This window comes from Streptomyces sp. SYP-A7185 (genome assembly GCF_046103685.1).
Lineage (GTDB): Bacteria > Actinomycetota > Actinomycetes > Streptomycetales > Streptomycetaceae > Streptomyces.
In genome coordinates this window covers 3,384,979-3,407,164 of the sequence record NZ_CP122310.1, presented here as the reverse complement: position 1 = coordinate 3,407,164, position 22,186 = coordinate 3,384,979, and the positions used below count along the sequence as shown (strand labels likewise).

General features: G+C 72.6%; 18 protein-coding genes. 7 read left to right on the top strand and 11 right to left on the bottom strand.

Annotation, left to right across the window (positions count from 1 at the left end):
- Nucleotides 1–6 precede the first annotated feature (6 nt).
- From QBL25_RS15015 to QBL25_RS15005, 3 genes are all read left to right on the top strand, one after another.
- Entirely contained in the window at nt 7–3,762 is a 3,756-nt protein-coding gene (locus QBL25_RS15015) for a S8 family serine peptidase (RefSeq protein WP_409057538.1), read from the top strand.
- Between the two features lie 523 nt (nt 3,763–4,285).
- The gene (locus QBL25_RS15010; RefSeq protein ID WP_409057537.1) at nt 4,286–4,582 is read left to right on the top strand and encodes a hypothetical protein; all 297 of its coding nucleotides are present in this window, start codon (nt 4,286–4,288) and stop codon (nt 4,580–4,582) included.
- Nucleotides 4,583–4,764: 182 nt separating this feature from the next.
- Nucleotides 4,765–5,649, top strand: coding sequence for a RimK family alpha-L-glutamate ligase (locus QBL25_RS15005; protein ID WP_409057536.1), 885 nt, complete (start codon nt 4,765–4,767; stop codon nt 5,647–5,649).
- 9 nt (nt 5,650–5,658) lie between these two features.
- Here QBL25_RS15005 and QBL25_RS15000 read toward each other — a convergent pair whose 3' ends face one another.
- The 10 genes from QBL25_RS15000 to QBL25_RS14955 form a co-directional block, all read right to left on the bottom strand.
- The gene (locus QBL25_RS15000) at nt 5,659–6,282 is read right to left on the bottom strand and encodes a hypothetical protein (RefSeq protein ID WP_409057535.1); all 624 of its coding nucleotides are present in this window, start codon (nt 6,280–6,282) and stop codon (nt 5,659–5,661) included.
- Complete coding sequence (locus QBL25_RS14995; protein ID WP_409057534.1) at nt 6,263–7,102, bottom strand: FkbM family methyltransferase; 840 nt, start codon at nt 7,100–7,102, stop codon at nt 6,263–6,265. The genes QBL25_RS15000 and QBL25_RS14995 overlap by 20 nt, the downstream gene beginning before the upstream one ends.
- Nucleotides 7,099–7,326 carry a Trm112 family protein gene (locus tag QBL25_RS14990; RefSeq protein ID WP_409057533.1) on the bottom strand — a complete coding sequence of 76 codons (228 nt, stop codon included), beginning with the start codon at nt 7,324–7,326 and terminating at the stop codon, nt 7,099–7,101. The genes QBL25_RS14995 and QBL25_RS14990 overlap by 4 nt, the downstream gene beginning before the upstream one ends.
- Complete coding sequence (locus QBL25_RS14985) at nt 7,326–8,231, bottom strand: hypothetical protein (protein WP_409062660.1); 906 nt, start codon at nt 8,229–8,231, stop codon at nt 7,326–7,328. Before QBL25_RS14985 ends, QBL25_RS14990 begins: the two co-directional genes overlap by 1 nt.
- Nucleotides 8,232–8,245: 14 nt before the next feature.
- Nucleotides 8,246–8,989 (bottom strand): class I SAM-dependent methyltransferase, encoded by a 744-nt coding sequence (locus QBL25_RS14980; RefSeq protein ID WP_409057532.1) that lies wholly within the window; start codon nt 8,987–8,989, stop codon nt 8,246–8,248.
- Complete coding sequence (locus QBL25_RS14975; protein ID WP_409057531.1) at nt 8,986–10,488, bottom strand: condensation protein; 1,503 nt, start codon at nt 10,486–10,488, stop codon at nt 8,986–8,988. The genes QBL25_RS14980 and QBL25_RS14975 overlap by 4 nt, the downstream gene beginning before the upstream one ends.
- The gene (locus QBL25_RS14970; protein ID WP_409057530.1) at nt 10,485–15,047 is read right to left on the bottom strand and encodes an alpha-(1->3)-arabinofuranosyltransferase family protein; all 4,563 of its coding nucleotides are present in this window, start codon (nt 15,045–15,047) and stop codon (nt 10,485–10,487) included. Before QBL25_RS14970 ends, QBL25_RS14975 begins: the two co-directional genes overlap by 4 nt.
- The gene (locus QBL25_RS14965; protein WP_409057529.1) at nt 15,044–15,763 is read right to left on the bottom strand and encodes a class I SAM-dependent methyltransferase; all 720 of its coding nucleotides are present in this window, start codon (nt 15,761–15,763) and stop codon (nt 15,044–15,046) included. The genes QBL25_RS14970 and QBL25_RS14965 overlap by 4 nt, the downstream gene beginning before the upstream one ends.
- Nucleotides 15,760–16,926 carry a glycosyltransferase family 4 protein gene (locus QBL25_RS14960; protein WP_409057528.1) on the bottom strand — a complete coding sequence of 389 codons (1,167 nt, stop codon included), beginning with the start codon at nt 16,924–16,926 and terminating at the stop codon, nt 15,760–15,762. The genes QBL25_RS14965 and QBL25_RS14960 overlap by 4 nt, the downstream gene beginning before the upstream one ends.
- A gap of 220 nt (nt 16,927–17,146) precedes the next feature.
- Nucleotides 17,147–18,181, bottom strand: a complete 1,035-nt coding sequence (locus QBL25_RS14955) for a DUF3068 domain-containing protein (RefSeq protein WP_409057527.1) — start codon at nt 18,179–18,181, stop codon at nt 17,147–17,149.
- A gap of 191 nt (nt 18,182–18,372) precedes the next feature.
- Here QBL25_RS14955 and QBL25_RS14950 point away from each other — a divergent pair, with 191 nt between their 5' ends.
- The 4 genes from QBL25_RS14950 (at nt 18,373) to QBL25_RS14935 (ending at nt 21,603) form a co-directional block, all read left to right on the top strand.
- Nucleotides 18,373–18,525: a hypothetical protein gene (locus tag QBL25_RS14950; RefSeq protein WP_409057526.1), complete on the top strand. Its 153-nt coding sequence runs from the start codon at nt 18,373–18,375 to the stop codon at nt 18,523–18,525.
- Between the two features lie 69 nt (nt 18,526–18,594).
- Nucleotides 18,595–19,839, top strand: coding sequence for a helix-turn-helix domain-containing protein (locus QBL25_RS14945; RefSeq protein ID WP_409062659.1), 1,245 nt, complete (start codon nt 18,595–18,597; stop codon nt 19,837–19,839).
- Nucleotides 19,840–19,866: 27 nt separating this feature from the next.
- Nucleotides 19,867–20,736, top strand: coding sequence for an SMP-30/gluconolactonase/LRE family protein (locus QBL25_RS14940; RefSeq protein ID WP_409057525.1), 870 nt, complete (start codon nt 19,867–19,869; stop codon nt 20,734–20,736).
- A gap of 150 nt (nt 20,737–20,886) precedes the next feature.
- Nucleotides 20,887–21,603, top strand: coding sequence for a hypothetical protein (locus QBL25_RS14935; RefSeq protein WP_409057524.1), 717 nt, complete (start codon nt 20,887–20,889; stop codon nt 21,601–21,603).
- A 74-nt stretch (nt 21,604–21,677) separates the two neighbouring features.
- Here the strand turns inward: QBL25_RS14935 and QBL25_RS14930 are convergent, their stop codons facing one another.
- On the bottom strand, nt 21,678–22,127 hold the full coding sequence (locus QBL25_RS14930) for a MarR family winged helix-turn-helix transcriptional regulator (RefSeq protein ID WP_409057523.1): 450 nt from the start codon (nt 22,125–22,127) through the stop codon (nt 21,678–21,680).
- Between the last annotated feature and the right edge of the window lie 59 nt (nt 22,128–22,186).

Below are 22,186 nucleotides of genomic sequence, written 5' to 3'. Positions count from 1 at the left end.
GCACCCATGACCCGATCACCCTCGTGGCGAAGAGCCGGGCTGCTGCCGGCGCTCGGCCTCACGTGCGCGCTGCTGCCCGCGGGGCAGAGCGCCACCGCCGCACCCGCCCAGCCGCCGCAGGGGCGGGACGCCCCCGCCGCCCGCGCCGCCCACACGGTCACCCTGGTCACCGGCGACAAGGTCACCGTCACGGAACTCGGCGGCGGCAAGAAGACCGTCACCGTCGACCGGCCCGTCGGCGCCACCGGAGCCGTCCGGAGCGAGATCGCGGGGGACCGCATCACCGTCGTACCGGACGAGGCGCGGCCCTATCTGAGCGCGGGCACCCTCGACGAGCGGCTCTTCGACGTGACGGAGCTGATACGCCAGGGGCTCGGGGTCGAGAAGGGCGGTGGGGGCGAGAAGGGCGGTGCGCTGCCGCTGATCGTCACGTACGACAAGAGCGCGCGGCGGGCCGCGGGTCCGGCCGCCCCGCGGGGCGCCGGCCAGGTGCGGGCGCTGCCCAGCGTGGGCGGCCTGGCGGTGACGGCGGACAAGCCGGGGACCTTCTGGCGGGACGTGGCGCCGGACTCCCTCAAGTCGGCCCGGGGCGCGGCGGGTTCGAAGGGTGCGCTGGCCGACGGCATCGACAAGATCTGGCTCGACGGGCGCGTCGAGGCCGACATGGCGCAGAGCAACGAGCAGATCGGCACCCCCGAGGCCTGGGAGGCCGGACTCACCGGCAAGGGCGTGAAGGTGGCCGTCCTCGACTCGGGCGTCGACGCCGGGCACCCCGGCCTCAAGGGCCGGGTGGACGCCACCAAGAGCTTCATCCCTGGCGAGGAGGTCGCCGACCGCAACGGCCACGGCACCCATGTGGCCTCGACCGTCGGCGGCAGCGGCGCCGCGTCGGAGGGCGACAAGGAGAAGGGCGTCGCACCCGGCGCCACGCTCTTGGTCGGCAAGGTGCTCAACGACGAGGGCTCCGGCAGCGAATCGCAGATCATCGCCGGCATGGAGTGGGCGGCCAAGGACGTCGGCGCCAAGGTCGTGTCGATGAGCCTCGGTTCGCAGGAGGCCAGCGACGGCACCGACCCGATGGCCGCCGCGGTCGACACCCTCTCCAAGGACACCGGCGCCCTCTTCGTCATCGCCGCGGGCAACACCGGCGCCCCCTCCTCCATCGGCTCGCCCGGCGCCGCCGACTCCGCGCTGACCATCGGCGCGGTGGACTCCGCCGACCAGGCCGCGTACTTCACCAGCCAGGGCCCGCGGTACGGCGACAACGCCCTCAAGCCCGACCTGTCGGCGCCCGGCGTCGACATCCTCGCCGCCCGCTCGCAACTGACCTCAGGCGAGGGCTACTACACCGAGATGAGCGGTACGTCGATGGCGACCCCGCACGTCGCGGGCGTCGCCGCGCTGCTCGCCGAGAAGCACCCGGACTGGAGCGGCGCGCGCCTCAAGGACGCGCTGATGTCGACGTCCGCGCGACTGGACGCCTCCGCCTACGCGCTGGGCTCGGGCCGGGTCAGCGTGCCCGACGCGATCGGCGCGCGGGTCACCGCGAGCGGCAGCGCCGACCTCGGCTTCTACTCCTGGCCGTACGGGGACAACAAGCCCGTCACGAAGACGGTGACGTACACCAACTCATCCGATACGGCGATCGAGTTGAGCCTCGACGCCGAAGGCGCGGCCGACGGTGTCGCGACGCTCGCCGACAAGACGCTCACCGTGCCCGCGCACGGCTCGGCGTCGACCACGGTGACCGGCGACGGCGCGAAGGCACCCGTCGGCGCCACCAGCGGGCGCATCGTCGCGAGCGCCGCCGGGAAGCCCGTCGCGCACACCGCGTTCGGCCTGGTCAAGGAAGAGGAGCGGTACACGCTCACCGTCCACGTCAAGGACCGTGACGGCGCCCCCACCGGCGCCGGGCTGGTCTACCAGCGGCTCGCGGAGCAGGTCGACCCCGTCCCGGCGGACGTCGGCGACTCCGGCACCCTGGAGCTGCGCCTCAAGCCCGGCACCTACTCCCTCTCCTCCTTCCTCGACGTGCGCGGCAGCGGCGGCAAGGACTCCCTGGGCCTCGGCTTCCTCGCCGCGCCCGAGATCGTCCTCGACCAGGACCGCGAAGTCACCCTCGACGGACGGAAGTTGCGCGAGGTCGGCGTGGACGTCGGCAAGCGCACGGAGACCCGGCAGCTCCTGATGGAGTACGACCGCCGGGCGAACGGCGCCACGCTGCAAGGCGCGGTCCAGGTGCCCGTGAAGTACGACAGCATCTTCGCGGCACCCACCGCCAAGGTGACCGACGGCAGCTTCGAGTACCGCACCGTCTGGCGCCTGGGCAAGCCCACCCTGGACGTGAAGGGCCTCGGCCAGGTCGTCGCGCAGCCCGGCGGCACGGTGGGCGACGGGCGCTCCAAGCTGCGGATCGTGGACGTGGGCGGCGGCACGGCGGCCGAGTACGCGGGCAAGGACGTGCGGGGCAAGGCCGTCGTCGTGCGGCGCACCGCGGGCTCCGACGTGACGCCCTCTCAGCTCGGCCAGGCCGCCCAGGACGCGGGCGCCAAGCAGCTGTTCGTGACGGACGACGTGCCCGGCAGGCTCAACGCGTGGTTCGGCACGGACGGCAACGCGGACCGGCCGTTGCGGATCGGCACGGTCGGCGCGGCGGACGGCGCACGGCTGCTCGCGGCGGCGAAGGCGGGCCGGACCGTGGAGACGACGGCCACCTCCCGCACGCCCTACGTCTACGACGTGTCGGAGGGCCACAAGGGCGCGGTGCCCCGCGATCTGACGTACGAGCCGTCGCAGCGCGACCTGGCCGTCCTGGACACGAAGTTCCACGCGGTGAAGCCGGTGGCGGGCGGTGAGTTCCGCTACTCGCTGACGGACACCTTCTCCGTCGGGATCGGCTTCCAGGAGAAGATCGACTATCCGGTGGAGCGTACGGACCACGCGTCCACGGGAGCCGGTCAGCTGTGGCACGAGTCGGTGTCGGTGGGACCGGGCGCGCTGGAGGAGCGCAGCGGCCTGATCGGCTACCGGGGCGGCGAGCGCGGCGAGCTGAACTGGTTCAAGCCCGTGTGGCACCCCTGGCTGGGGACGGGCCTGGGCTGGGGCCAGCAGCGGACCGGGAACAACCTTCAGTTCAACGTGCCCGGGTGGGGCGACTCGGGGCCCGACCACACCGGGTTCGGGGACGTGTGGAACGACGACTCGATGACGCAGTTCACCGAGGTCTACGCGGACGGCGAGCTGGTCGACCGGAAGCAGAGTTCGGGCGTCTACGTGTGGGACGCGAACCCGGCGTCGACGGCGTACAAGGTCGTGACGGACACGACGCTTAATCCCGAGCGGTGGCACCTCGCCACGAAGGGCCACTCGGAGTGGACCTTCACATCGAAGGAGACGGCGAACGACCGGAGCACGTTCCTGCCCCTGCTGAACCTCGGGTTCGACGTGGACACGGATCTCGCGGGTGAGGTCCGGGGCGGGCGCGCCCTGGAGGTCGGGATCTCCTCCGAGTACGTGAAGGGGGCGCAGGACACCGGGACCATCGGCGGCGGCAAGCTGGAGGTGTCGTACGACGACGGGAAGAGCTGGACCGGGGTGAAGCTCGGCAAGGACGGCGGCAAGGACCGGGGCGGGGCGGCGGCCTGGAGCGGACGGCTGAAGGTGCCGGGCTCCGCCGAGTTCGTCTCGCTGCGGGCCTCGGCGCGGGACGACCGGGGCGGATCCGTCACGCAGGAGATCATCCGGGCGGTGGGGGTGCGGTAGCGGCCCGGCACCACCGACGCGGCGACGCCGCCTCCCCTGGGACGGGGGAGGCGGCGTCGCTGTGCGTACTGCCGTGTGACGTCAGAGACGTCAGATCAGCCAGCCGAGGAAGTGGGCGAGACCGGCGACGACGTCAGTGATGATGTTCATGGTGGTGCTTCTCCTTGTGGGACTTACTGCGACTTTCTGGGACGTTCCAACTCCCGGACGCCGTGTGGGACATGGGCCCGGGAACGCGGTAACTACGGTCTGCAGCCCGTCGCTTGCGCACCGTAATCATCATCAAACACAGAGCTCACATGCAATCCCTGGCGTGACGATCACCTGTTCCAGGGAACAACTGCTCCCTTGTTCGCATATTCGAGAGGGTGCTTTCCGGGGTGTGGCGTGCGGGGGTGAAGGGCGCACATGCGAGGGGCGCGTGCATCCGCACGCCGGACACGAACGGTGTCTGATCGACTACTTTGGGTGACTCCAACGGATCGCGTCGGGAGCGGTCCGCACGGTAGATGGGGGTCCCAACATGATGCGACGACGTATGGCCATGGCCTTGGGGGCGCTCGCGGCCGCCGCGACCCTGACGGTGGCGGTCCCGGGCTCGGCGTACGCGGCGGAGGGCGTCCTGGTCGTCAACGGCACCGCATACGACGACCCGAGCGGTTGCTACGCCGTCGACTGGTTCCCGTCCTCGGTCACCAACCACACCGACGCCATCGCGGAGGTGCACGCCGGCCCCGACTGCTCGGGCCCGGTCGAATGGCTGGTCTACCCGGGCGAGACGTACCACACGGAAACGGCCCAGAGCGTCTTCATCCTCTGAGCCCCGCCGGAAGCCGCACGGCGACGGTGCCCCACCCCTCCGGGGCGCCGTCGCCGTGCGGCCTCGGCCGGCCGTGGTGGTCCGCCTCGGTCCGCACGCCTGACCAGGGTGTGGGCCTTGTCGGGGACACGTCGACAAGGTTGTTAGCCTGCGGGGCGGATCATCGAACCCTGGAGGACTCCGTGTCACCCGACCGCCCCACGATCGCCCTGGTCACCAGCAGGCCCCAGCTGGAGACCGGCATCGACCGTGACCTCCCCGAGCTGGCGCGCTCGCTCGGCGCGGCGGGTGCCGACGTCGCCACCGTCTCCTGGGACGACCCGGACGTCGACTGGGAGCGGTTCGACCTCGTGGTCATACGGTCCGCGTGGGACTACAGCGAGCGCGTCGCCGAGTTCGTGGCCTGGGCGGGACGGGTCGCGCGGCTCACCGTCCTCGCCAACCCGGCGTCCGTGGTGCGCTGGAACACCGACAAGCGGTACTTGGCGGAGCTGGCGGCGGCGGGCGTGCCCGTCGTGCCGACCCGCTACCTCGCGCCCGGCGAGGCTCCGGAGATCCCGGACGACGGCGCGTTCGTCCTCAAGCCCGCGTCCGGCGCGGGCGCCCGGCTCGCCGCGCGGTACGAGAAGGGCGAGTACGAGGCCGCCGTACGGCACGTCGAGCGACTGCACGGACAGGGCCTGACCGCGATGCTCCAGCCGTACCTGCCGCGCATCGACGAGACCGGCGAACGCGCGCTCGTCTTCGTCGGCGGCCGGTTCCTGCACGCCATACGGAAGGGCGCGGTGCTCGCGCCCGGCACGGCGTACGACGACGTGAAGACCCCGCACCCCGACCTGCGCCCCTGGCAGCCGACCGCCGGTGAACTCGCCCTCGCCGAGCGGGCGCTGGCCGCCGTACCGGGCGCGCCCGAGCTGCTGTACGCGCGCGTGGACCTCGTCGACGACGCGGACAGCGGCGCGCCCTGCGTCATGGAACTCGAACTGGTCGAGCCGAACCTCTTCCTCGCCGTGCACCCGGACTCGCTGCCCGAGGTCACCCGCGAGATCCTCACCGCGGCCCAGTAGCCCCCGCGGTCAGCCGGCGGGGGAGTCCGGCAGCGAGAGCCGCTGGAGCAGGCCCCAGGTGAACTCCGCGACGCAGCGCCGCCGCTGACCCGTGCCGTCCGGGGCGGTGAAGGCCAGGCGCCAGCGGGTGGGTGCCGTGCCCTCCATCGGGCGGGCCGGGGCGAAGGCGCGGGCGGCCTCGTCGACCGTGCACGACCAGGGGGTGAGGTCGTCCAGGGTGTGCAGCGCGGGCCCCGGAGCGCCGGGCGCGCGGATCAGCCACTCGTTCCACACCGCGCCGTTCGGTGCGAGCAGCACCTCGAAGCGCAGGTCGGGCCAGAGCGGCACCGGCCAGAGGAGCGCCTCGCACGCCAGGTCACCGATCTGCCGGGACAGGGTGGCGGCGGGCGCGCCGAGCACCGAGCGGTAGCGGGACGCGGCGCCCCGCGAGCGCGGGGAGCGGCTCATCGCCTGCCAGCGGCGGTTGGCCTCGCGCATGTCCGCGATCGAGACGCCCAGCTCGTGGCGGGCCGCCTCCACCAGCTCCGGGTTGTGGTCGGCCATGCGGCGCAGCAGGACCAGCTGGAAGTCGAGAGGGGTGAACGGTCCCGGGGACCTGGAGCCGGAGGCGGAGCTAGCGGACATGCGCTCCATGGTCGCGCACGGCGGCGTCTCCCGGGCGGCGTCCGCCGGGAAGGAACAGCACCGAGTTGACGTACCGCGGCCTGCGCGGGGTGAGCACCCTGCGCAGCAGCCCCTGCGAGACGACGTACGAGGTGTCGTTCTGGTGCGCCTCCAGGTCGAAGTCGGCCAGCGGAAGCCAGGTGCGGTCGGGCAGGACCCAGCCCTGGTAGCCGTGCTGCCGGGTGAGCAGCTCGATGATCGGGCCGATCGGCTGGATGCGGGACTCCAGCTCGATGAAGAGGGCGGGACGGTCGCGGGTGAGCAGATCGCGGGCGCCGTGCAGCACCGGGAGTTCGTTGCCGTCCACGTCGATCTTGATGAAGTCGACGTCGCGCAGACCGAGTCCGTCCAGGGTCAGGCAGGGCACGTCGACCGCCGTGGCGTGGATGTCCCTGCGGATGAGCGAGGAGACCCCGCGGTCCCCGCGGTCGCCCTGCGGCAGCCAGAGCCTGGCCGTGCCGGGGCGGTCGGTGGCGGCGGCCTGGATCACCCGGACGTTGCCCGGAGTGGAGGTCTCCAGGAGCCGGGCCAGATGCGGCACGGGCTCCACGGTCACCACGCGCCGCGCACGCGAGGCCAGGCGGCGCGACCAGGGGCCGTACCAGCCGCCGACGTCCACGGCCGTGCCGCAGCCGCTCGGGCAGAGGTCGGCCAGCCGGGCGAGCTCCGGTTCGAAGCGGGGGTAGACCAGACGGGCCAGCGAGGCGATCAGCCGGGCGGGGAGGTGCGGGGCGAGCCGGGCCGCCACCGTCTTGTGGGGCTTGGCCACGGACCCGTCGGGCCCCGTCACGGGGAGATCCGCTTCAGGAGCTGCTCGTGCTCGTCCTCCGATATCTGCTCTCCGGAGGAGGGCAGGAGCTGCGGTATCCCGTCGACGATCGGGTAGCGGCGGCGCAGCCGGGGGTTGTAGAGGACCTCCTCCGGCACGAGGGGCGCCGCGGGCTCCAGAAGGTGCAGCGGACCCTTGTCCAGTGGGCAGGCGAGGATCTTGAGCAGGGGATCTTCGGGATTCATCAGCTCGTCAGCTCCTTGGTCGGGGGCGTCGGTTGAGGCGGTGGCGCGTCATGCTTGGGCATGGCGAGCAGGACGGAGACCGCGAGCGCCGTGCCCGCGATCCGCAGGGCGAGCCGCAGCGGCTCGTCGGGCAGCGGCTCACCGAACGCCAGCGTGCCGAGCACCGCGGTGAACAGCGCGGTGACCGTCGTGCACACGGGGACGATGAGCGAGGCCCGGCAGCGCTGGAGCGCCGCCTGGGACATGATCAGGCCGAACGCCCCGGTGAACAGCAGGAGGTACGGGTACGGCGAGGCCAGCAGGTGCAGCAGCGCGGAGCCGAGGTCCTGCGTGGTCAGATAGCTGGACACGCCCTTGATGGCGAGCGAGCTGACCCCGTAGAGCAGACCGACGGCCACCCCGTACTCGACGCCGGTCGTCGGTAGCCGGTGCCGGTGCCGGGCGCGCCGCTCGGCCGATCCGTACAGCAGGACCCCCGCCGCGAGCGAGGGCAGGCAGACCGTGAGGACGAGCGGCACGGGCGCGCTGCGGCTCACGGTGTCCGCTTCCTCGTTCAGCGAGAGGACGACCATGAGCAGCGCGGCGAGGATGGCCCCGACCGCGTACCGCTCGCGCCCCGACGTCTGCTCCCCGAGCAGCACGGAGGAGAGCAGCAGCAGGAGCACGAGCCCGGAGACGAAGATGCCCTGCGCGGCGGCGATCGGCAGGGTCCGGTAGACGGCGAGCTGCGCCCCGAACCCGGCGGCGAGCGCGAGCGAACCGCCGATCCACAGCGGGCTGGAGACCACCTGCTTGAGCAGCCGTCCCGGGCTGCGCACGCTGACCGATGGCATCGCGGTGAGGGCACGTTTCTCCAGGACGAACCCGGTGCTGTAGAGGACGTTCGCCAGCAGGGCCGCGGCCACACCCCACCACATCGTTACGTCCTTCGGGCGTGCAGCAGCAGGATCGACGAGGCGCTCGGCACGGCGCAGGCGAGTCGGTCCAGGGCGCGCAGCGGACGGGGCACCCCGTGGAAGGGCGCACCGGCGACCCGCACCACCTCGAAACCGGAGGCGGCGACGAACTCCCGCAGCGCGCGGGCGGTGTAGAGCCGCAGGTGCCCCACGACCTCGCTCCCCGGGCGGCCGTGGATGCCGCGCAGGCTGACCTCGGAGAAGACGGGCTGCACCCCCGCGAGCAGGAGCCCGCGGTTGTACCAGGCGGCGAGGTTGGGCGTGGACAGCATCAGGTGCCCGCCCGGCCTGAGCACTCTGCGCAGCTCGTCCAGGGCGCTGTCGGGGTCGACGAGGTGCTCGATGACCTCGCTGAACAGGACGGCGTCGGCGGCGCCGTCGGCGAACGGAAGCCCTCCGTCGGTGAGTTCGCCGCGCACGACGTACGGCAGATGTGCGTGGGCGCGCTTGAGGGCGTCCTGGGACCAGTCGACGCCGACGACGCGGTGCCCGGCCAGGAGCGGGGCGGCGGCCGATGCCGCGGTCCCGTCGCCGCAGCCGATGTCGAGGACGACGGCGGTGCGGGTGGTGGCGGGGCCGATGGCGTCGGCGAGCATCCGCGCCTGGCGCAGGCTGCGGGCGTCGCCGGACGCCACGGGGACGGAGGGGTCCTCGTAGAAGTCCCGCAGGTCGCGGGGTGCGGTGCTGGTGCTCGCGGTGCCGGTCACGGTGTCTTCCCCTCCTCCGTGTGCTCGGTGGCGTGGAGGTAGTGCTCGAAGAGGTCCCGCAGGTGGGCCCCGTCGCCGCTGCTGAGCAGCGTCTTCGACCAGCGCAGGGCCACGTGCAGCCGGCCCGCGGTGGACGCCGTGGTCACCGTGAGACCGCGGGGCAGCCGGGCGGGCGCGGAGAACCACACGGCGTGCGCGCGCCCGGCGTCCCCGAAGTCCAGGGAGTACGGGACGCGCCCGATGTTGCTCAGGAGCGTGGTGGACGTCCAGGGCGCGGCGGCCCTGCGCAGGCCGCGCGTGACGGCGGCCCGGAGGGTGACGGGCAGGACCGGCGAGGTCAGGAGGGCGGCCCCGCGGCCGAGCTGGGGCCGGGAGAGCGCCTTGAGCGCGCGGGTGCGCTCCGCGGTGCGGCGCAGGAGGTCACCGATCTCCGCCGGACCCCACTCCTCGGCGGTCAGCTCGGCTGCGCTGAAGGGGACTTCGACCAGCCGGGTGCCGTTGCCGATCGGCATCTCCATGCTGCGGGGCCGGTCGTCGACGGGCATGGTGATCCGGAACGGCTTCGGCCGCGCCCCGTGCTCCCGGTTCCAGTGCGCGATCATCAGCGCGGTCGCCACCATGAGCTGGTCGTTCACGGTGAACGGCGCCCCCTTGGGCCGCCGGGGCACCGCCAGCTCCGAGACGAGCATGCCGTTCCCGGGAGAGGGCTCCGGCGTCCCGCGCGAGACACGGGCGGGCGGCGCCCAGCCGGACGGCGCCTCCCCGGCGTCCACGGCGCTCTCGGGCTCGGGCGACGAGGCCGTACGCAGCGGGGGCGCGGCGGGGGAGTTGTCCTGCCCGCCGTACAACTCGGCGGCGGTGGCCAGGACGCGCAGGCAGGCGGGGCCGTCCAGCGCGGTGTGGTTGATGGTGAGGAAGAGGACGCTGCCCCGGCCGGCGGGACGCTCCGCACCGGCGCCCGGCGAAGCCGCGGGGCCGGGCGACGCGGAATCCACACCCGTGCCCGGTGCGGACGCACCGCCTGCACCAGCACCGCCTGCACCAGCACCGCCCGCACCCGCGGCTGCCCCGCCGGAGGTGACCGCCGCTTCCTCCGAGGCGATCACCTCCAGGCGGATCGGCGGCGACACCGACAGCGGCGGTGCCTCGGAGAGCGAGCGGGTACGGGCCTTCTTCAGGGCGTCCCGTTCCGGCGCCGGGAACGTCACCACCTCCACGTCCGGGTCCGCCGTCAGCTCCCACTCGTAGCGACGGCGGTACCAGGGCCCCCGCGCCTCCCGCATCAGGATGCGCGGGTGGCGGCGCAGGGCCTCGGTGAACGCGGCCCTCAGGCGGGCCGGGTCCGGTGTGCCGGGCAGATGCACCTCGATGTGGACCGTCTCCGGCTCCTCCTCCTGGAGGCAGTGCCGGGAGACCTCGTCGACGACGGGGAACGGCACGCGTCGCGGAGGCCGTTCGGGTCCGTCGGCGTGTCGTGCCGGTTGATCGAGTGCCGTCATCGGTGCGTGTCCTCCCCGGGGGCGGACGGAGCCGCGGCTCCCGCGAGTCCGTCCGTCGTCCTTGCCCCGCGCCGCCTGAAGCGCGTGGTCCGTGCGGTCCGCGAGCCCGGCGGCGCCGGTTCCGGCTGGGCCGCGGCGGGCCCCCGGGCGGAGATGGTCGAGCTGGTGGCCTGCGGTGCGCCACCGGCGTCCTGACCGCTCGCCCCGGGCTCCGTCTCGGCGCCGGGACCGCTGTCCCCGCGGTTGCGGCGCGGCAGCGGCGTCGTGCCGAGGTCCCGGTCGGGGCCCGGCTGTGGCGGTGTGCCACCGCTCGCCGGGTGCGGAGCCACCGGGGGAACGGCGGGCGGAGGCTGGTGCGGAGGCGGCTGCCACGGAGTGAACTCGCCGCCTCCCGCACCGGGTTCCCCGGCAGCGGCCGGCGAATCCGCCGCGGTGCCCCGCACGCTCACCAGGGCCGCGAACAGGGCGATCAGCGCCAGGAGCTGGGCGGTGTGGCCGAACGCGCCCTCGCCCGCCGTGCTCGGCTCACCGGCACCCACCGCCGCCGCGATCCCCGCCCCGGCCATCGCCACGAAGGCGAGCGGGACGAGCAGCGCGTGTCGGCGCAAGGCGAGCAGGGCCAGCGCCGGCACGAGCAGCGCGAACCAGCCCGCGATCACCGCGGCCACCAGGGTCAGCGCGACCGTGCCCAGGATCAGGCCCGGCGCGGGCGGTGCCACGTCCGGTCCGTCCGGGTTCGGGTCACGGCGCCGGATCAGGACCAGGGCGATCAGCGCGAGGACGGCGACACCGCCGCCGATCAGGCCGATCTCGTAGATCCGCGAGGGCTCGTAGGAGAGCTTGACCGTGCCGCCCTCGCCCTTGGGGACCAGGAAGCCCTGCTGCCAGCCGTCGAGCCGTACGGACGACAGCTCCTTGCCGTTCAGCGTCGCCTTCCAGCCGTCGTTGATGTTCTCGAAGGTGGAGAGGTACGAGGCCGCGCCCGCGCCCACCGCCACCTCGCGGCGGTCGCCGAGCCAGTCCTTGATGTTCAGCGAACGGGACTCCTCGTCGATCGCGCCGGGCGTCCCCTGGGTCATCGAGACGTCCATGAGGGCGAGCGGACCCGCGTCCCCGGCCTCGACGGTGTGCTTGCCGGCGCCGAGCGACAGGGTCGTCTTCTCCGAGCCGCGCGAGCAGAGCGTCACCTCGATGGGCCGCCGCTCGGTCAGGTCCCGTACCGAGCCCTTGGCGCTCGTCGCGTGCAGCTTGCCGTCGACGGCGAGCATCGGACCCTCACCGCAGGCGAGTTCGAAGGTCTTGGACGCCGATGGCTGCTTGGTCCGGTACTTGTCCAGGGCCGGGATGTAGGCCTCGGTGAGGCCCACCGGCAGCTGCATCTGGTCGTCGGCCACCGGGTTGTGGACCGTCAGCGGGGCGGTCTTGGTGATCGTGACGGTCAGTTCGTCCGTGGTGATCGGCGGGAACCGCGTGTTGCCGTTCTCGTCGACACCGGCGATCGCCGCGCCGTCGGGGGAGCTGATCTCGACCTTCTCGGGGCGGGTCGAGAGACCGCCCGCCGGGGGAAGGACGATCTCGTCGATCGGCTGCTTGCCCTTCCACTTCAGGTGGATGACCGGACGGTCGCCGGCTATCCAGGCCGTCGTCAGGTCGCCGTCCGTGAGGTTGCGCGGCGACAGGCTGCCGCCGAGCTTCGACGTCGAGTCCGCGCTGGCGACGATCTGGTCCTTCTGCTCCGGCGCCACCTTGTAGAGCAGCTCGTCCAGCTCGGCGCCCGCCACGGGGAGCGCGCTGGCGCGCACCTCGTACTCGCCCTCGGCCGGAGTCGTGAAGCGGCGGTGCAGCCCCGACTCGGTGTTCACCGGCGACAGGGCGCTCGGGTCCGACGCGCGGTGCATCGAGTACGTCGTCGCGTCGGCGCCCGCGGGTGCCTGGCGGTCCGAGGCGGACCCGGTGTCCGTGGGCAGCTGGAGCAGCTTCGTCACGCGCACGCCCGGGACGGTGATCTCGGAGAACCCGGCGCCGGTGAGGCCCTTGTGGGCGACCTCCGCGTCCAGAATGGTGATCTTCAGCCAGCTGGAGTCACCGGCAGGCGCCTTGATGCTCTGGCGCATGCCGTTGGGCGTCAGCGGGCTGGTGCGACTGCCCTGCTCCGTCTCCACCCGCACCCGGGTGGCCGCGGCCCGCACGCCCTCCTGGGGCAGCGGCGTGACGCGGATCGAGGACGGGATCGCCTCCTTGGCGCGGAACTCCGCCTTGATCCACTCGCCCTTCGCCTTGCCCGGGCTGCCCTCGGCCCAAGAAGTGGCCGGGTTGCCGTCGAAGGCGTTCACGGGGTCGTACTGCGGCAGGTGGAAGAGCCAGTTGCCGTAGCTCGACGCCGTCACGGACTTCGCGCCGCGCAGCTGGGCCGTCGTCTGGTGCTCGATGCCCGTGGTGGGCAGGATCTGGTGCGGCTTCTCGCCCGGTTCCTGGAGCGCCTTGCTCGCGTTCCGCTCGCCTGGCGTGTAGGTGTACGAGGTGTTGGAGCTGACCAGGCCGAAGCGCGTGTCCGCCCGGCGCAGCCCGTCACCGACCGCCTGGAGGCCGGGCGTTCCGACCCCCGGGTGGTTGTCGCCGGTCAGGACCGTGGGGCGGTCGCGCATCGTGGGGTCGGCGGAGAGCTGGAGCAGCGCCTCGGGGCCACCGCTCACCACGGCCGTGTTCGAGACCGGCTTGATGCCGGCCTGGCCGGGCCGCCGGGTGTCGGAGCCCGGTGCGTAGATCTCCACCGCGCGCTGGCGCGGGTAGAGGCCCTCGACCTGGAGGGGCGTGTCCTCGGGGATGATCCCGCCGGTCTCGGTCGGACCGAAGCCGGTGACCCGCTCGAAGCCGGACTCCTCCAGGGTGCGCTTCACGGTGGCGGTCGGCACGTTCCCGACCTGGTCCGGGTCGAGGTCGTTGCGGACGACGACGTAGTACAGGCCCGCACGCGTCAGGTAGTCCTGGAGGCCGGGGACCTTGCCGCCGGTGGTCAGGGCCTGCTCCACCGCGTCCATCGCGCGCCGGTTGCCGGGCGTGCCGAACGGGACGTAGTCGCGCTGCGCCCAGCGCGAATCGGCGAGCACGTCGAGGGGCTGGTCGATGGGCGAGCCCCACGTGTAGATGCCGTGCGCGGTGGCGGGCACCACGAGGGCACGCGAGTCGGGGGAGTACTTCTTCAGCCAGTCGCCCGTCGCGTCCCAGTAGTCGGGAAGCTTCTGGAAGGAGCCGGGCTGGAGGATCGAGCCGTTCACGTACGGGAGCGCGAGCCCCGGCAGCACGAGCAGGGCCGCGATGAGCGGGGCGAACCGCCGTCCTCGCACCGGGCGTGCCCCGCGCGCCTGCGCGGCCACGCCCACCAGGTGCATCAGGCCGAAGACCAGCGCGAGCGCCAGGCCCGTCTGGAACTTGTAGATGTTCCGGAAGGGGACGAGCCCGCCGTCGAGCCAGGACTGCACCGTCCCGTGGAAGGGCGCCCCGAACGCGCCGCCGTACCCGGCGAGCGTGATGAGGACGACCGAGAGCACGGTCAGGACGAGCCACCGCCGCTCGGGCAGGTCGCGCCGTGCGAGCCCGGCGAGGCCGAGGGCGGCGGCGAGCGCCGAGGAGACCACGACGAGCACGGAGGTCGCGACCGCCCACCCGGCGGGCAGCCAGGCCTCGCCGAAGTGCAGGTACGCGACCCAGTTGCCCGCGCCGCGCAGCGTCTCGGTGGCCGACATCGTGCCGGTGGTCGTGGCCGAGTTCTCCACGTAGGGCAGGAAGTTCTCGCCGTAGATGCCGAGCATCAGCAGGGGCACCACCCACCAGGCGGTGGCGAGGATGACCCCGGGCACCCACCAGGTGATCAGCTTCCGCTTGCGTGGACCGTTCGGCCGCGACAGGAGATAGAGGCCCACCGGGAGCAGGGACGCCAGCGTCGCCGCCGCGTTCACGCCGCCCATGAAGGGGATGAAGAGCGCGGACCGCAGGGCGGCGGAGCGCGCGCTGATGCGGTCGTTCGTCAGCGGGAGCAGCACCCACGGCAGCAGGGCGCCGGGCAGCGCGGCGGCCGACGTCGAGCCGACGACGACGGTGAACGTCGGCCACAGGGCGTACGCCATGGCGCCGATCAGGCGGCTCGTGCCGGAGCCCATGCGCAGCCGCTCGGCGAGGCGCAGCACGCCCCAGAACGCGGTGGCCACGATCAGCGACATCCACAGCCGCTCCGCGAACCACACGGGGAGGTGGACGAGCTTGGCCAGACCGTAGAACGGCAGCATCGGCCAGGTGTAGCCGACGTACTGGTCCTGGATGCCGCCGAATCCGCCCCGGTCGTGCCAGAGCTGGCCCAGGTCGGAGAGGAACTGCCAGGGGTCGACGGCGACCCCCAGCTTGGTGTCGAACGTCATCCGCCCCGGCTTCACCGCCAGGAAGAGGACGAACACCACGGCCCAGAACCCGAGCAGCCAGCGCTTGGAGCGCGGGCCTCTGCCGGGTTCGGGGGCGTCAGCCGTTGGCCGGACTGCCGCCGGGGGTGGGGCCTGGACCGTGGTCATGGACACCGCCTGAGGATGAGAAGGAGATTCCAGGTGGCGAACTCGCGTACACCCGGCACTTTGGTGATGCCACTGGCCAGGAACGGCCAGTAGCGGGACCGTGCGGACACGACGGACACGTCGTCCCTGGCCCGCACTTGGCGCAGGGTCGGGCCGACGTGGTGAGCGAAGAGATTCTCGCCGAGCGTGTGTTTTGCTGCTTTTCCGGTACGCCGTTCATAGCGGGCGCGCCCGCGGGCGCCGCCCAGGTAATGCCAGGGCGCCCACTCGTGGCCGCCCCACGGCGAGTACCAGTTGGTGAAGGAGACGTAGATCAGGCCGCCGGGCCTGGTCACCCGCACCATCTCGCTGAGGAACGTCTGCGGATCGTCCACGTGCTCGAGGACGTTGGAGGAGAAGGTGACGTCGGCGACGCCGTCCGCGAGCGGCAGGAGATAGCCGTCGGCGACGACGGAGCCCTCCGGCGGTTTGGCGCCCAGCTCGGCCGGGTCCGGCTCGAAGAGGAAGCTCTGCGCGCCGCGCCGCCGGAACTCCTCGGTGAAGTACCCGCCGCCGCCGCCGACATCGACGACGACACGGTCCTTGACCGGTCCGTAGGCCTCGACCTGGTCGGCGGCGTCACGGGCGAGCAGGGTGTAACACCGCTCGGGCTCTTGCTGCTCGCGCAGGAAGGCCCGGAAGAGGGTGACGGATCGGCGCAGGGACGGGTCCTTCACGCGGACCCCTGGGCTGCCTGGTGCGTGACGATGGCCTCGGAGGCCACCGCCTGGAACTCGTGCACGGAATTGGCCCACCGGTAGCTGGTGGCCCGTTCGCCCGCGGCCTTGCCGAAGGTCTCCCGGCGCTCGGTGCTCAGCGCCAGGGTGCACCAGGCGGCGGCGAAGGAACTCTCGCCCCGGGCCAGCAGCCCGGTCACGCCGTCCTCGATGGAGTCGCGGACGCCCGGCACGTCGAAGCCGATCGCCGGCGTCGAGCGGGTGGCGGCCTCGGTGATGACCAGGCCCCAGCCCTCCACGGCGGAGGGATGCAGGAGCATCCACGCCTCGCAGAGCAGCCGGTGCTTCTCGGCCTCGGAGACATGGCCCTTGAACTCCACGCCGGGTCCCGCGATCTGTTCGAGACGGGCCCGCTCGGGTCCGTCGCCGACGATCACCAGACGTCCGCCGGTGACGGGCCTGACGCGCTCCCACAGCCGCAGGAGCAGATCGATGCGCTTGTACTCGACGAGCCGTCCCATGGCCAGGAACATCGGCTCGTCCGAGCGGGGGTGGAGCGGACCCGGCTCCTCGACCCCGTTGTGGACTATGCGTATGCGCTCACGCTCGACGCCTATCGCACGCAGCGCGGTGGCCGTCGAAGGCGAGACGGCCACCAGGAGATTGCCGCGCTGGGCCCCGGAGAGCGACCAGTGTTCGAGTCTTCGGCCCAGCCGGGCCGCGGGGGCGAGCGCACCCTGGAAGCGCATCCCCCACAGGTCCGTGTGGACGTGGTTGACCAGGCACAGCGTGGGCCCGCGGTGCCACAGCGGCGCCAGGTACGGCATGCCGTTGCAGACCTCCACCAGCAGGTCGCAGTCGCCGACCTGCCGGGTGAAGGCGGAACGCGAGCGCAGATAGTGCCCGAGGTCACCGCCCGCCGACACCACGCGGTAGTCGCGGTAGGCGGCGGGGCCCCCGCACAGGAGGGTGACCTCGTGGCCGAGCTTGCTCAGGCCGTCGGCCAACCGGTCGACGAGCAGTTCGGATCCGCCCGCGGCCGGATTCGCCAGGTCGCGCCGGGCGAGAAAAACGATCCGGCGCGGCTGCGGGGGAAGTGCCGGTAGCCGTTGCGCGACCCGGGGGGTTGCGGCGCGCAGCGGAGAAGGCACGTGCTGGGGCATGCGTGCTCCAACTCGTCAGGGTGCGGAACCGTGAGGTCGCTATGGGGGGTTGCACCGTTCGGGGATCGCTTGCGGAGGTGCTGTGTGCTGGCTGTGCCGGGGTGGTGCGGGGGCGGTGCGGGGACTGTGCTTGGGTGGGGATCGTTAGTTTTCGCCGCCGTGTTCGGCGCGGCTACTCACCGAAGTGACAACTTTCGGGCTTTCAACAGCTGACGTCTCATCACATCGTGGTGGGGTGCAGGGCGGTTGGCGACGTATCGCCATTCGGACCGTGCGGCTCCGCCGCTGAACCCGGCCCATTCGTCCCTTGTGCCCCACTGTCGGAGCGTCGTCCGCGCAGGACCAGGACGCCTCCCGCGATCGCGAGCAGCGCACCCAGCACACCCGTACCGACGGGCAGGGTCTCGCCCACCAGCTTCAGCCGGCTGCTGTCGTCGTCGGCGAGCTTCACCTGGGCCTTCTGCGTCTTCGCCGTGAACGCGATGCGCTTGCTGTCCAGGAGGACCGTCGCGTCCTTGTCCGAGCCGGGGGCCCGCAGCGTCTTGCGGGGGCCGATGGCCGCGAAGATGATCCGGCCCGTGCGCTTGTCGGCGACCAGCTCGACGCCGTGGTTGGAGTACCACTCCTCGGCGAGCACGTTGCTGCGCTTGGGCTGGCCGACCAGGCGGCCGGGCACCAGACGGGTCCCGGTCTTGGCCGGCTTCACCTTGGCGGTGAAGCGGTAGCCCTCGTAGCCCTGGATCTTCTTCGTGCCGCGGAAGGTCAGCGGGACCGTTCCGCCCAGGGTGTTGTCCCACCAGGTGTAGGAGCGTTTCTGCACGTCAAAGGGGAATTTGAGGTAGGCCTCCCCTTCGAAGTAGGGCTTCTCGTCGCAGCAGTGGACCGGCTTGTTCGTCTCGCGGTCGGTGACCCAGCGCTCGGTCGTCCACTGGAGCGAATCGTGCGGGTCGGCGGCCGGGAGCGACTTGTCCGGGTCGACGGACGTGGACACGTCCCAGACCGCGTGTTCGCTGGTGCTGTCGTCCACGTCACCGCGCACCTGGCGCGTGATCGTGAGGTTCTTGTCGTTGACCGTCTTGATTTTCTCCGTGTCGAAATAGCTGCCTTTGCCCTTGAAGACCGTCGTGATGTCGACGTCCACGGGCGTGCGTTTGGCGCGTGGCTCGACGTACCACGCGAGCATCGGAGCCAGGACGAGCAGAAAGACGCCGAGTCCGAGAAGGATCAGCGAGAGGGGCGAGGCTGTGCGGCGCATCCGGCACTCCTGGGGCGGGTGAGAAGTGTTACCGAGCCGTATGGGGCCGTGACGCTAGGCGGACCCTTGACGAAGTGTCAATGCGTTGATGAGACTGTGCACCTGCCGGGCGGGGCCGGTGAAGGACTGTGCGCGCGTCATTTCGCGCGACCTGGGTGGGATCGACCTCCAGCAGAGAGGCTGACCCTGACATGCACCGATTGCTTGCCGCCGGACTGACCGCGGTGGTCGCCGCGGCGCTCGCCGTGGCCGCTTCGTTCGGGATCGTCGCCGCCCTGAACGCGACGCCCGAACAACCCAACACACCCCTCGTGCACTACGAGAACGCCCCTCGGGGACAGTGAGTGACCGTTCCCGTGTCCGAGAGCCAGGGTTCGCTGTCCGTCCGCTCTGCCTGGCGGGACGTACCGCCCATGCAGGTGCGGCGGTTCGCCGCGCTCGCGCTGGACGAGGTGCCCGCCCTCGCGCAGGACATCCTGCGGGAGATCCGCGCCGAGTACCCCGGCCTGCCCGTCGTCCTCGACGAGTCGGGCGAACCCATGGCGCTCATCGGCATACGGCGTGCGCTGGAAGGTTTCGTCCAGCAGATCGCCGCGGCCGAGGGCGGCCGGCCCCGTTACCCGCTGGAGGTCTTCCAGGAGTTCGGCAGGGGTGAGGGCCTGCACGGCCGCAGCCTCGACTCGCTCCAGGCGATCTACCGGCTCGGCGTCCGGCTCGCCTGGCGCCGCCTGGCCGAGATCGGCCAGCAGATCGAGATCCCGCCCCCGGCCATGTACGAACTCGCCGAGTCGGGCTTCGAGTATCTGGACGGCCTGGTCGACCAGTCCGTCCGCGGGTACGCCGAAGCCGCGGCCCGGCAGGAGGGCGAGCGGCTCCGCCTCCAGCGCAAGCTGATGGAGCTGCTGCTCTCCGAGCGGCGTGGCGACCCCGGCCAAGGGCCGCCGGCCGACATCGGGCACGGCTCCGGGGCGCGCTCCGGTTCCGGCCGGCCCGGCGTCCGCAGCGCCCTCGACGAACGGGCCGCCCGCGTCGGCTGGCAACTGCCCGAGCGGGTCGCCGTCGGCGTCCTGCTGCGCCCGGCGAGGGACGCCGTGGCGCCCGCGGTCGGCCAGGGCGTCCTGCTCGACATGGAGACCGAACAGCCGCGGATGGTCGTGCCCGACCCGGAGGCGGCCGGCCGCCCCGAGCTCCTGCGGCGCGCCATGGCCGGCTGGTCCGGCGCGATCGGCCCGCCCGTGCCGCTGGCCGACGCGGCGAAGTCGCTGCGCTGGGCCGAGGCCGCGGTGCGCCTGATGGAGCGCGGACTGCTGCCTTCCGGTGAGGTCCTGCACTGCACCGAGTACACCGAAGCCCTGGTCCTGCTCCAGCCCGAGGAGCTCATCGAGGACCTGGCCCGCCGCTGCCTCGCCCCGCTCGCGCACTGCGGGCCCGCGCACGGCCGCCGTCTGGCCGAGACACTGCTGGCCTGGCTGGAGACGCGAGGCGGGGCGCCGGAGGTCGCGGCCCGGCTCGGCGTGCATCCGCAGACCGTGCGCTACCGCCTGCGGCAGATCAGGGAGCTGTGGGGCGACGAGGTCGACGACCCGGACCGCCGCTTCGAGCTGGAACTGGTCCTCAGGGCACGGCGGTTGCGCGGAGAGCTGGGACGGGTGGGCTGAGCCGGGGCCTGCGGGTAGCCTGCCGCAATGGACATAGCGGTACGCGCGCAGGCAGCACTCGGCGAGGGCCCCACCTGGGATCATGCCGCCCGGCGGCTGATCTGGGTCGACATCCTCAGCTCACGCGTCCACACGTACGACCCGTCGACCGGGCACCGCTCGGTCCTGGCCACCGAGCAGCACGTCGGCGCCGCGAAGCCGCGCGCGGGCGGCGGCCTGGTGGTCAACCTCCGGGACGGCGTCGGCCTCTACGACGCCCCGGCGGACGGCGGCGCCTTCCGCTGGCTGCACCGCGAGGCCGTGCCCGGCCGCCGGGGCAACGACGCGGCGGTCGCGCCCGACGGCGCGCTCTGGGCGGGCACGATGGCCTATGACGAGACGCCCGGTGCCGCCAACCTCGTCCGGGTCAGCGGCGACGGCACCGCGACCGAGGTCTTCGGGGACGTGACCGTCAGCAACGGCATCGGATGGAGCCCCGACGGCCGCTCCATGTACTACATAGACACCCCGACCCGGCGCATCGACGTCCTGGACGTGCCGGACGGCGTGCCGGACGCGGATGCCGGCCGACTGGCCGGATCCCGGCGCCCGTTCGCGACCGTGGAGGCCGGGGCCGGATACCCGGACGGCCTCACCGTCGACGCCGACGGCTGCGTCTGGGTCGCCCTGTGGGACGGCGCCGCCCTGCGCCGCTACACCCCGTCCGGCGTCCTGGACCGGGTGATCGAGCTGCCGGTGGCCCGCCCGACCGCCTGCGCGTTCGGCGGCCCGGAACTGCGTGACCTCTACATCACTTCCGCGCGTACGGGACTTGAGGCGCCGCACCCCTTGTCCGGCTCCGTCCTCGTGCTGCCGGACGCCGGGCAGGGCGTGGCGCAGGCGGCGTTCGCCGGGTAGGGCCGCCCGCGCGCCCACGGCCGGTGCGGAACGGAACAGGCGGTTTGCCCCATAGGGGAAGCCGACACGGCTGGAACAGTTGATTCCGCACACAACCTTCACGGCAGCGGCTTCCTCTGTCACCCGCGCCTCACTTAGCCTCCATGCCTCATGGACTACTGCCACCCGTGCCACAGGCACCTCAACGGCGCCCTGGCCTGCCCGGGATGCGGAACCCCGGCCGAAGCCTGCCGTGAGTACGCGGAGGCGGTCGCCGCACAGGACGAACCGGACGGTTCCGCGCACGCGTACGACGACGTGGCACCGCGCGGCAGGGGCCGCCGCCGGGAGCGCGGGCGTCGGGCGCACCGGCGCAGACGCCGCAAGGTCCTGCTGATCACCGCCGGGCTCGCGCTCGCGGCCGGCGGCCTGAGCCTGGCAGAACTCGGCATCGAGGGGCCTTCGGACGAACCGACTGCGGCGGCGTCCCCGGACGGCGGGGCGGGCGGGTCCGCGTCCCGGACGCCCAAGGACCCGGAGAGCGGCACGGCGACGGGCGCCGAGTCCGCCGCGGACGCTTCGGCCGACCCCTCGGACGCGAAGTCGGCGTCGGAGTCGGCCAAGGACAAGGCAACCGAGGCGGCGAAGAAGGCCAAGGAAGCCAAGGCAGCCGAGAACGCCGAGGACGCCGAGGCGGCGGCGGGCGAAGCCGCCGAGGGCTCCGGTTCCGCGACCCCGGTCACGACCTCCGCGCCCGGCACCCCGGACGCACCCGGCACTCCCGGCACCACGCGTCCCACACCTCCGCCGAGCACGCAGCAGCCGGACCCGACGCCCGAGCCGGAGCCCTCAAAGACGTGCGACCGCTTCCTGTGGTGGTGCACGTAGCGGCTGGGTGGCCCGGGGCGTTCCTGTGGTGGTGCATGTAGCGGCTGGGTGGCCCGGGACGCCCGGCAGCGGTGTCAGCCCGCGTCCTCGCCGACCATCCTGCGCAGCAGCGCGCGCAGCGAGAGCCGCTCCTCGCGGGTGAGCTCGGCCAGCGGCTCGCGCGCGAAGTCGAGCGACTCGCGCAGGCTGCGGGCGACCGTCAGGCCCTCCTCCGTCGGCGCCGCCAGCTTCACGCGGCGGTCGGCCGGGTCGGGCCGCCGCTCGACGAGGCCGCGCGCCTCCAGGCGGTCGACGATCCCCGTGATGTTCGACGGCTCGCACTTCAGCTTCTGCGCTATGCGCCGCATGGGCAGGGGCTCCAGGGAGAGCAGTCCGAGGACGCGTGCCTGGGCCCCGGTGAGGGCGTGCTTGCCCGCCGCGGCGTCGTACTCCTCGTAGTAGCGCGCGACGACCGTGCCGATGAGCTCGACGACTTCGAGCGTCAAGGGGTCGGTGCGCGGGGTGCGGGAGCTGGTGGTGGCCATGCGTTCCAGGCTACCCCGTTACTTGACATCATGAAATATGTAGGAGCATGGTTGTTTCA

What these genes read in the sequence shown, in the direction of transcription:
- QBL25_RS15010 (WP_409057537.1), top strand. Translation starts at nt 4,286, where the DNA reads ATGATGCGACGACGTATGGCCATGGCCTTGGGGGCGCTCGCGGCCGCC.
- QBL25_RS14990 (WP_409057533.1), bottom strand. Translation starts at nt 7,326, where the DNA reads ATGAATCCCGAAGATCCCCTGCTCAAGATCCTCGCCTGCCCACTGGAC.
- QBL25_RS15000 (WP_409057535.1), bottom strand. Translation starts at nt 6,282, where the DNA reads ATGGAGCGCATGTCCGCTAGCTCCGCCTCCGGCTCCAGGTCCCCGGGA.
- QBL25_RS14930 (WP_409057523.1), bottom strand. Translation starts at nt 22,127, where the DNA reads ATGGCCACCACCAGCTCCCGCACCCCGCGCACCGACCCCTTGACGCTC.
- QBL25_RS14975 (WP_409057531.1), bottom strand. Translation starts at nt 10,488, where the DNA reads ATGACGGCACTCGATCAACCGGCACGACACGCCGACGGACCCGAACGG.
- QBL25_RS14950 (WP_409057526.1), top strand. Translation starts at nt 18,373, where the DNA reads ATGCACCGATTGCTTGCCGCCGGACTGACCGCGGTGGTCGCCGCGGCG.
- QBL25_RS14935 (WP_409057524.1), top strand. Translation starts at nt 20,887, where the DNA reads ATGGACTACTGCCACCCGTGCCACAGGCACCTCAACGGCGCCCTGGCC.
- QBL25_RS15015 (WP_409057538.1), top strand. Translation starts at nt 7, where the DNA reads ATGACCCGATCACCCTCGTGGCGAAGAGCCGGGCTGCTGCCGGCGCTC.
- QBL25_RS14940 (WP_409057525.1), top strand. Translation starts at nt 19,867, where the DNA reads ATGGACATAGCGGTACGCGCGCAGGCAGCACTCGGCGAGGGCCCCACC.
- QBL25_RS14945 (WP_409062659.1), top strand. Translation starts at nt 18,595, where the DNA reads ATGCAGGTGCGGCGGTTCGCCGCGCTCGCGCTGGACGAGGTGCCCGCC.
- QBL25_RS14970 (WP_409057530.1), bottom strand. Translation starts at nt 15,047, where the DNA reads ATGACCACGGTCCAGGCCCCACCCCCGGCGGCAGTCCGGCCAACGGCT.
- QBL25_RS14955 (WP_409057527.1), bottom strand. Translation starts at nt 18,181, where the DNA reads ATGCGCCGCACAGCCTCGCCCCTCTCGCTGATCCTTCTCGGACTCGGC.
- QBL25_RS14960 (WP_409057528.1), bottom strand. Translation starts at nt 16,926, where the DNA reads ATGCCCCAGCACGTGCCTTCTCCGCTGCGCGCCGCAACCCCCCGGGTC.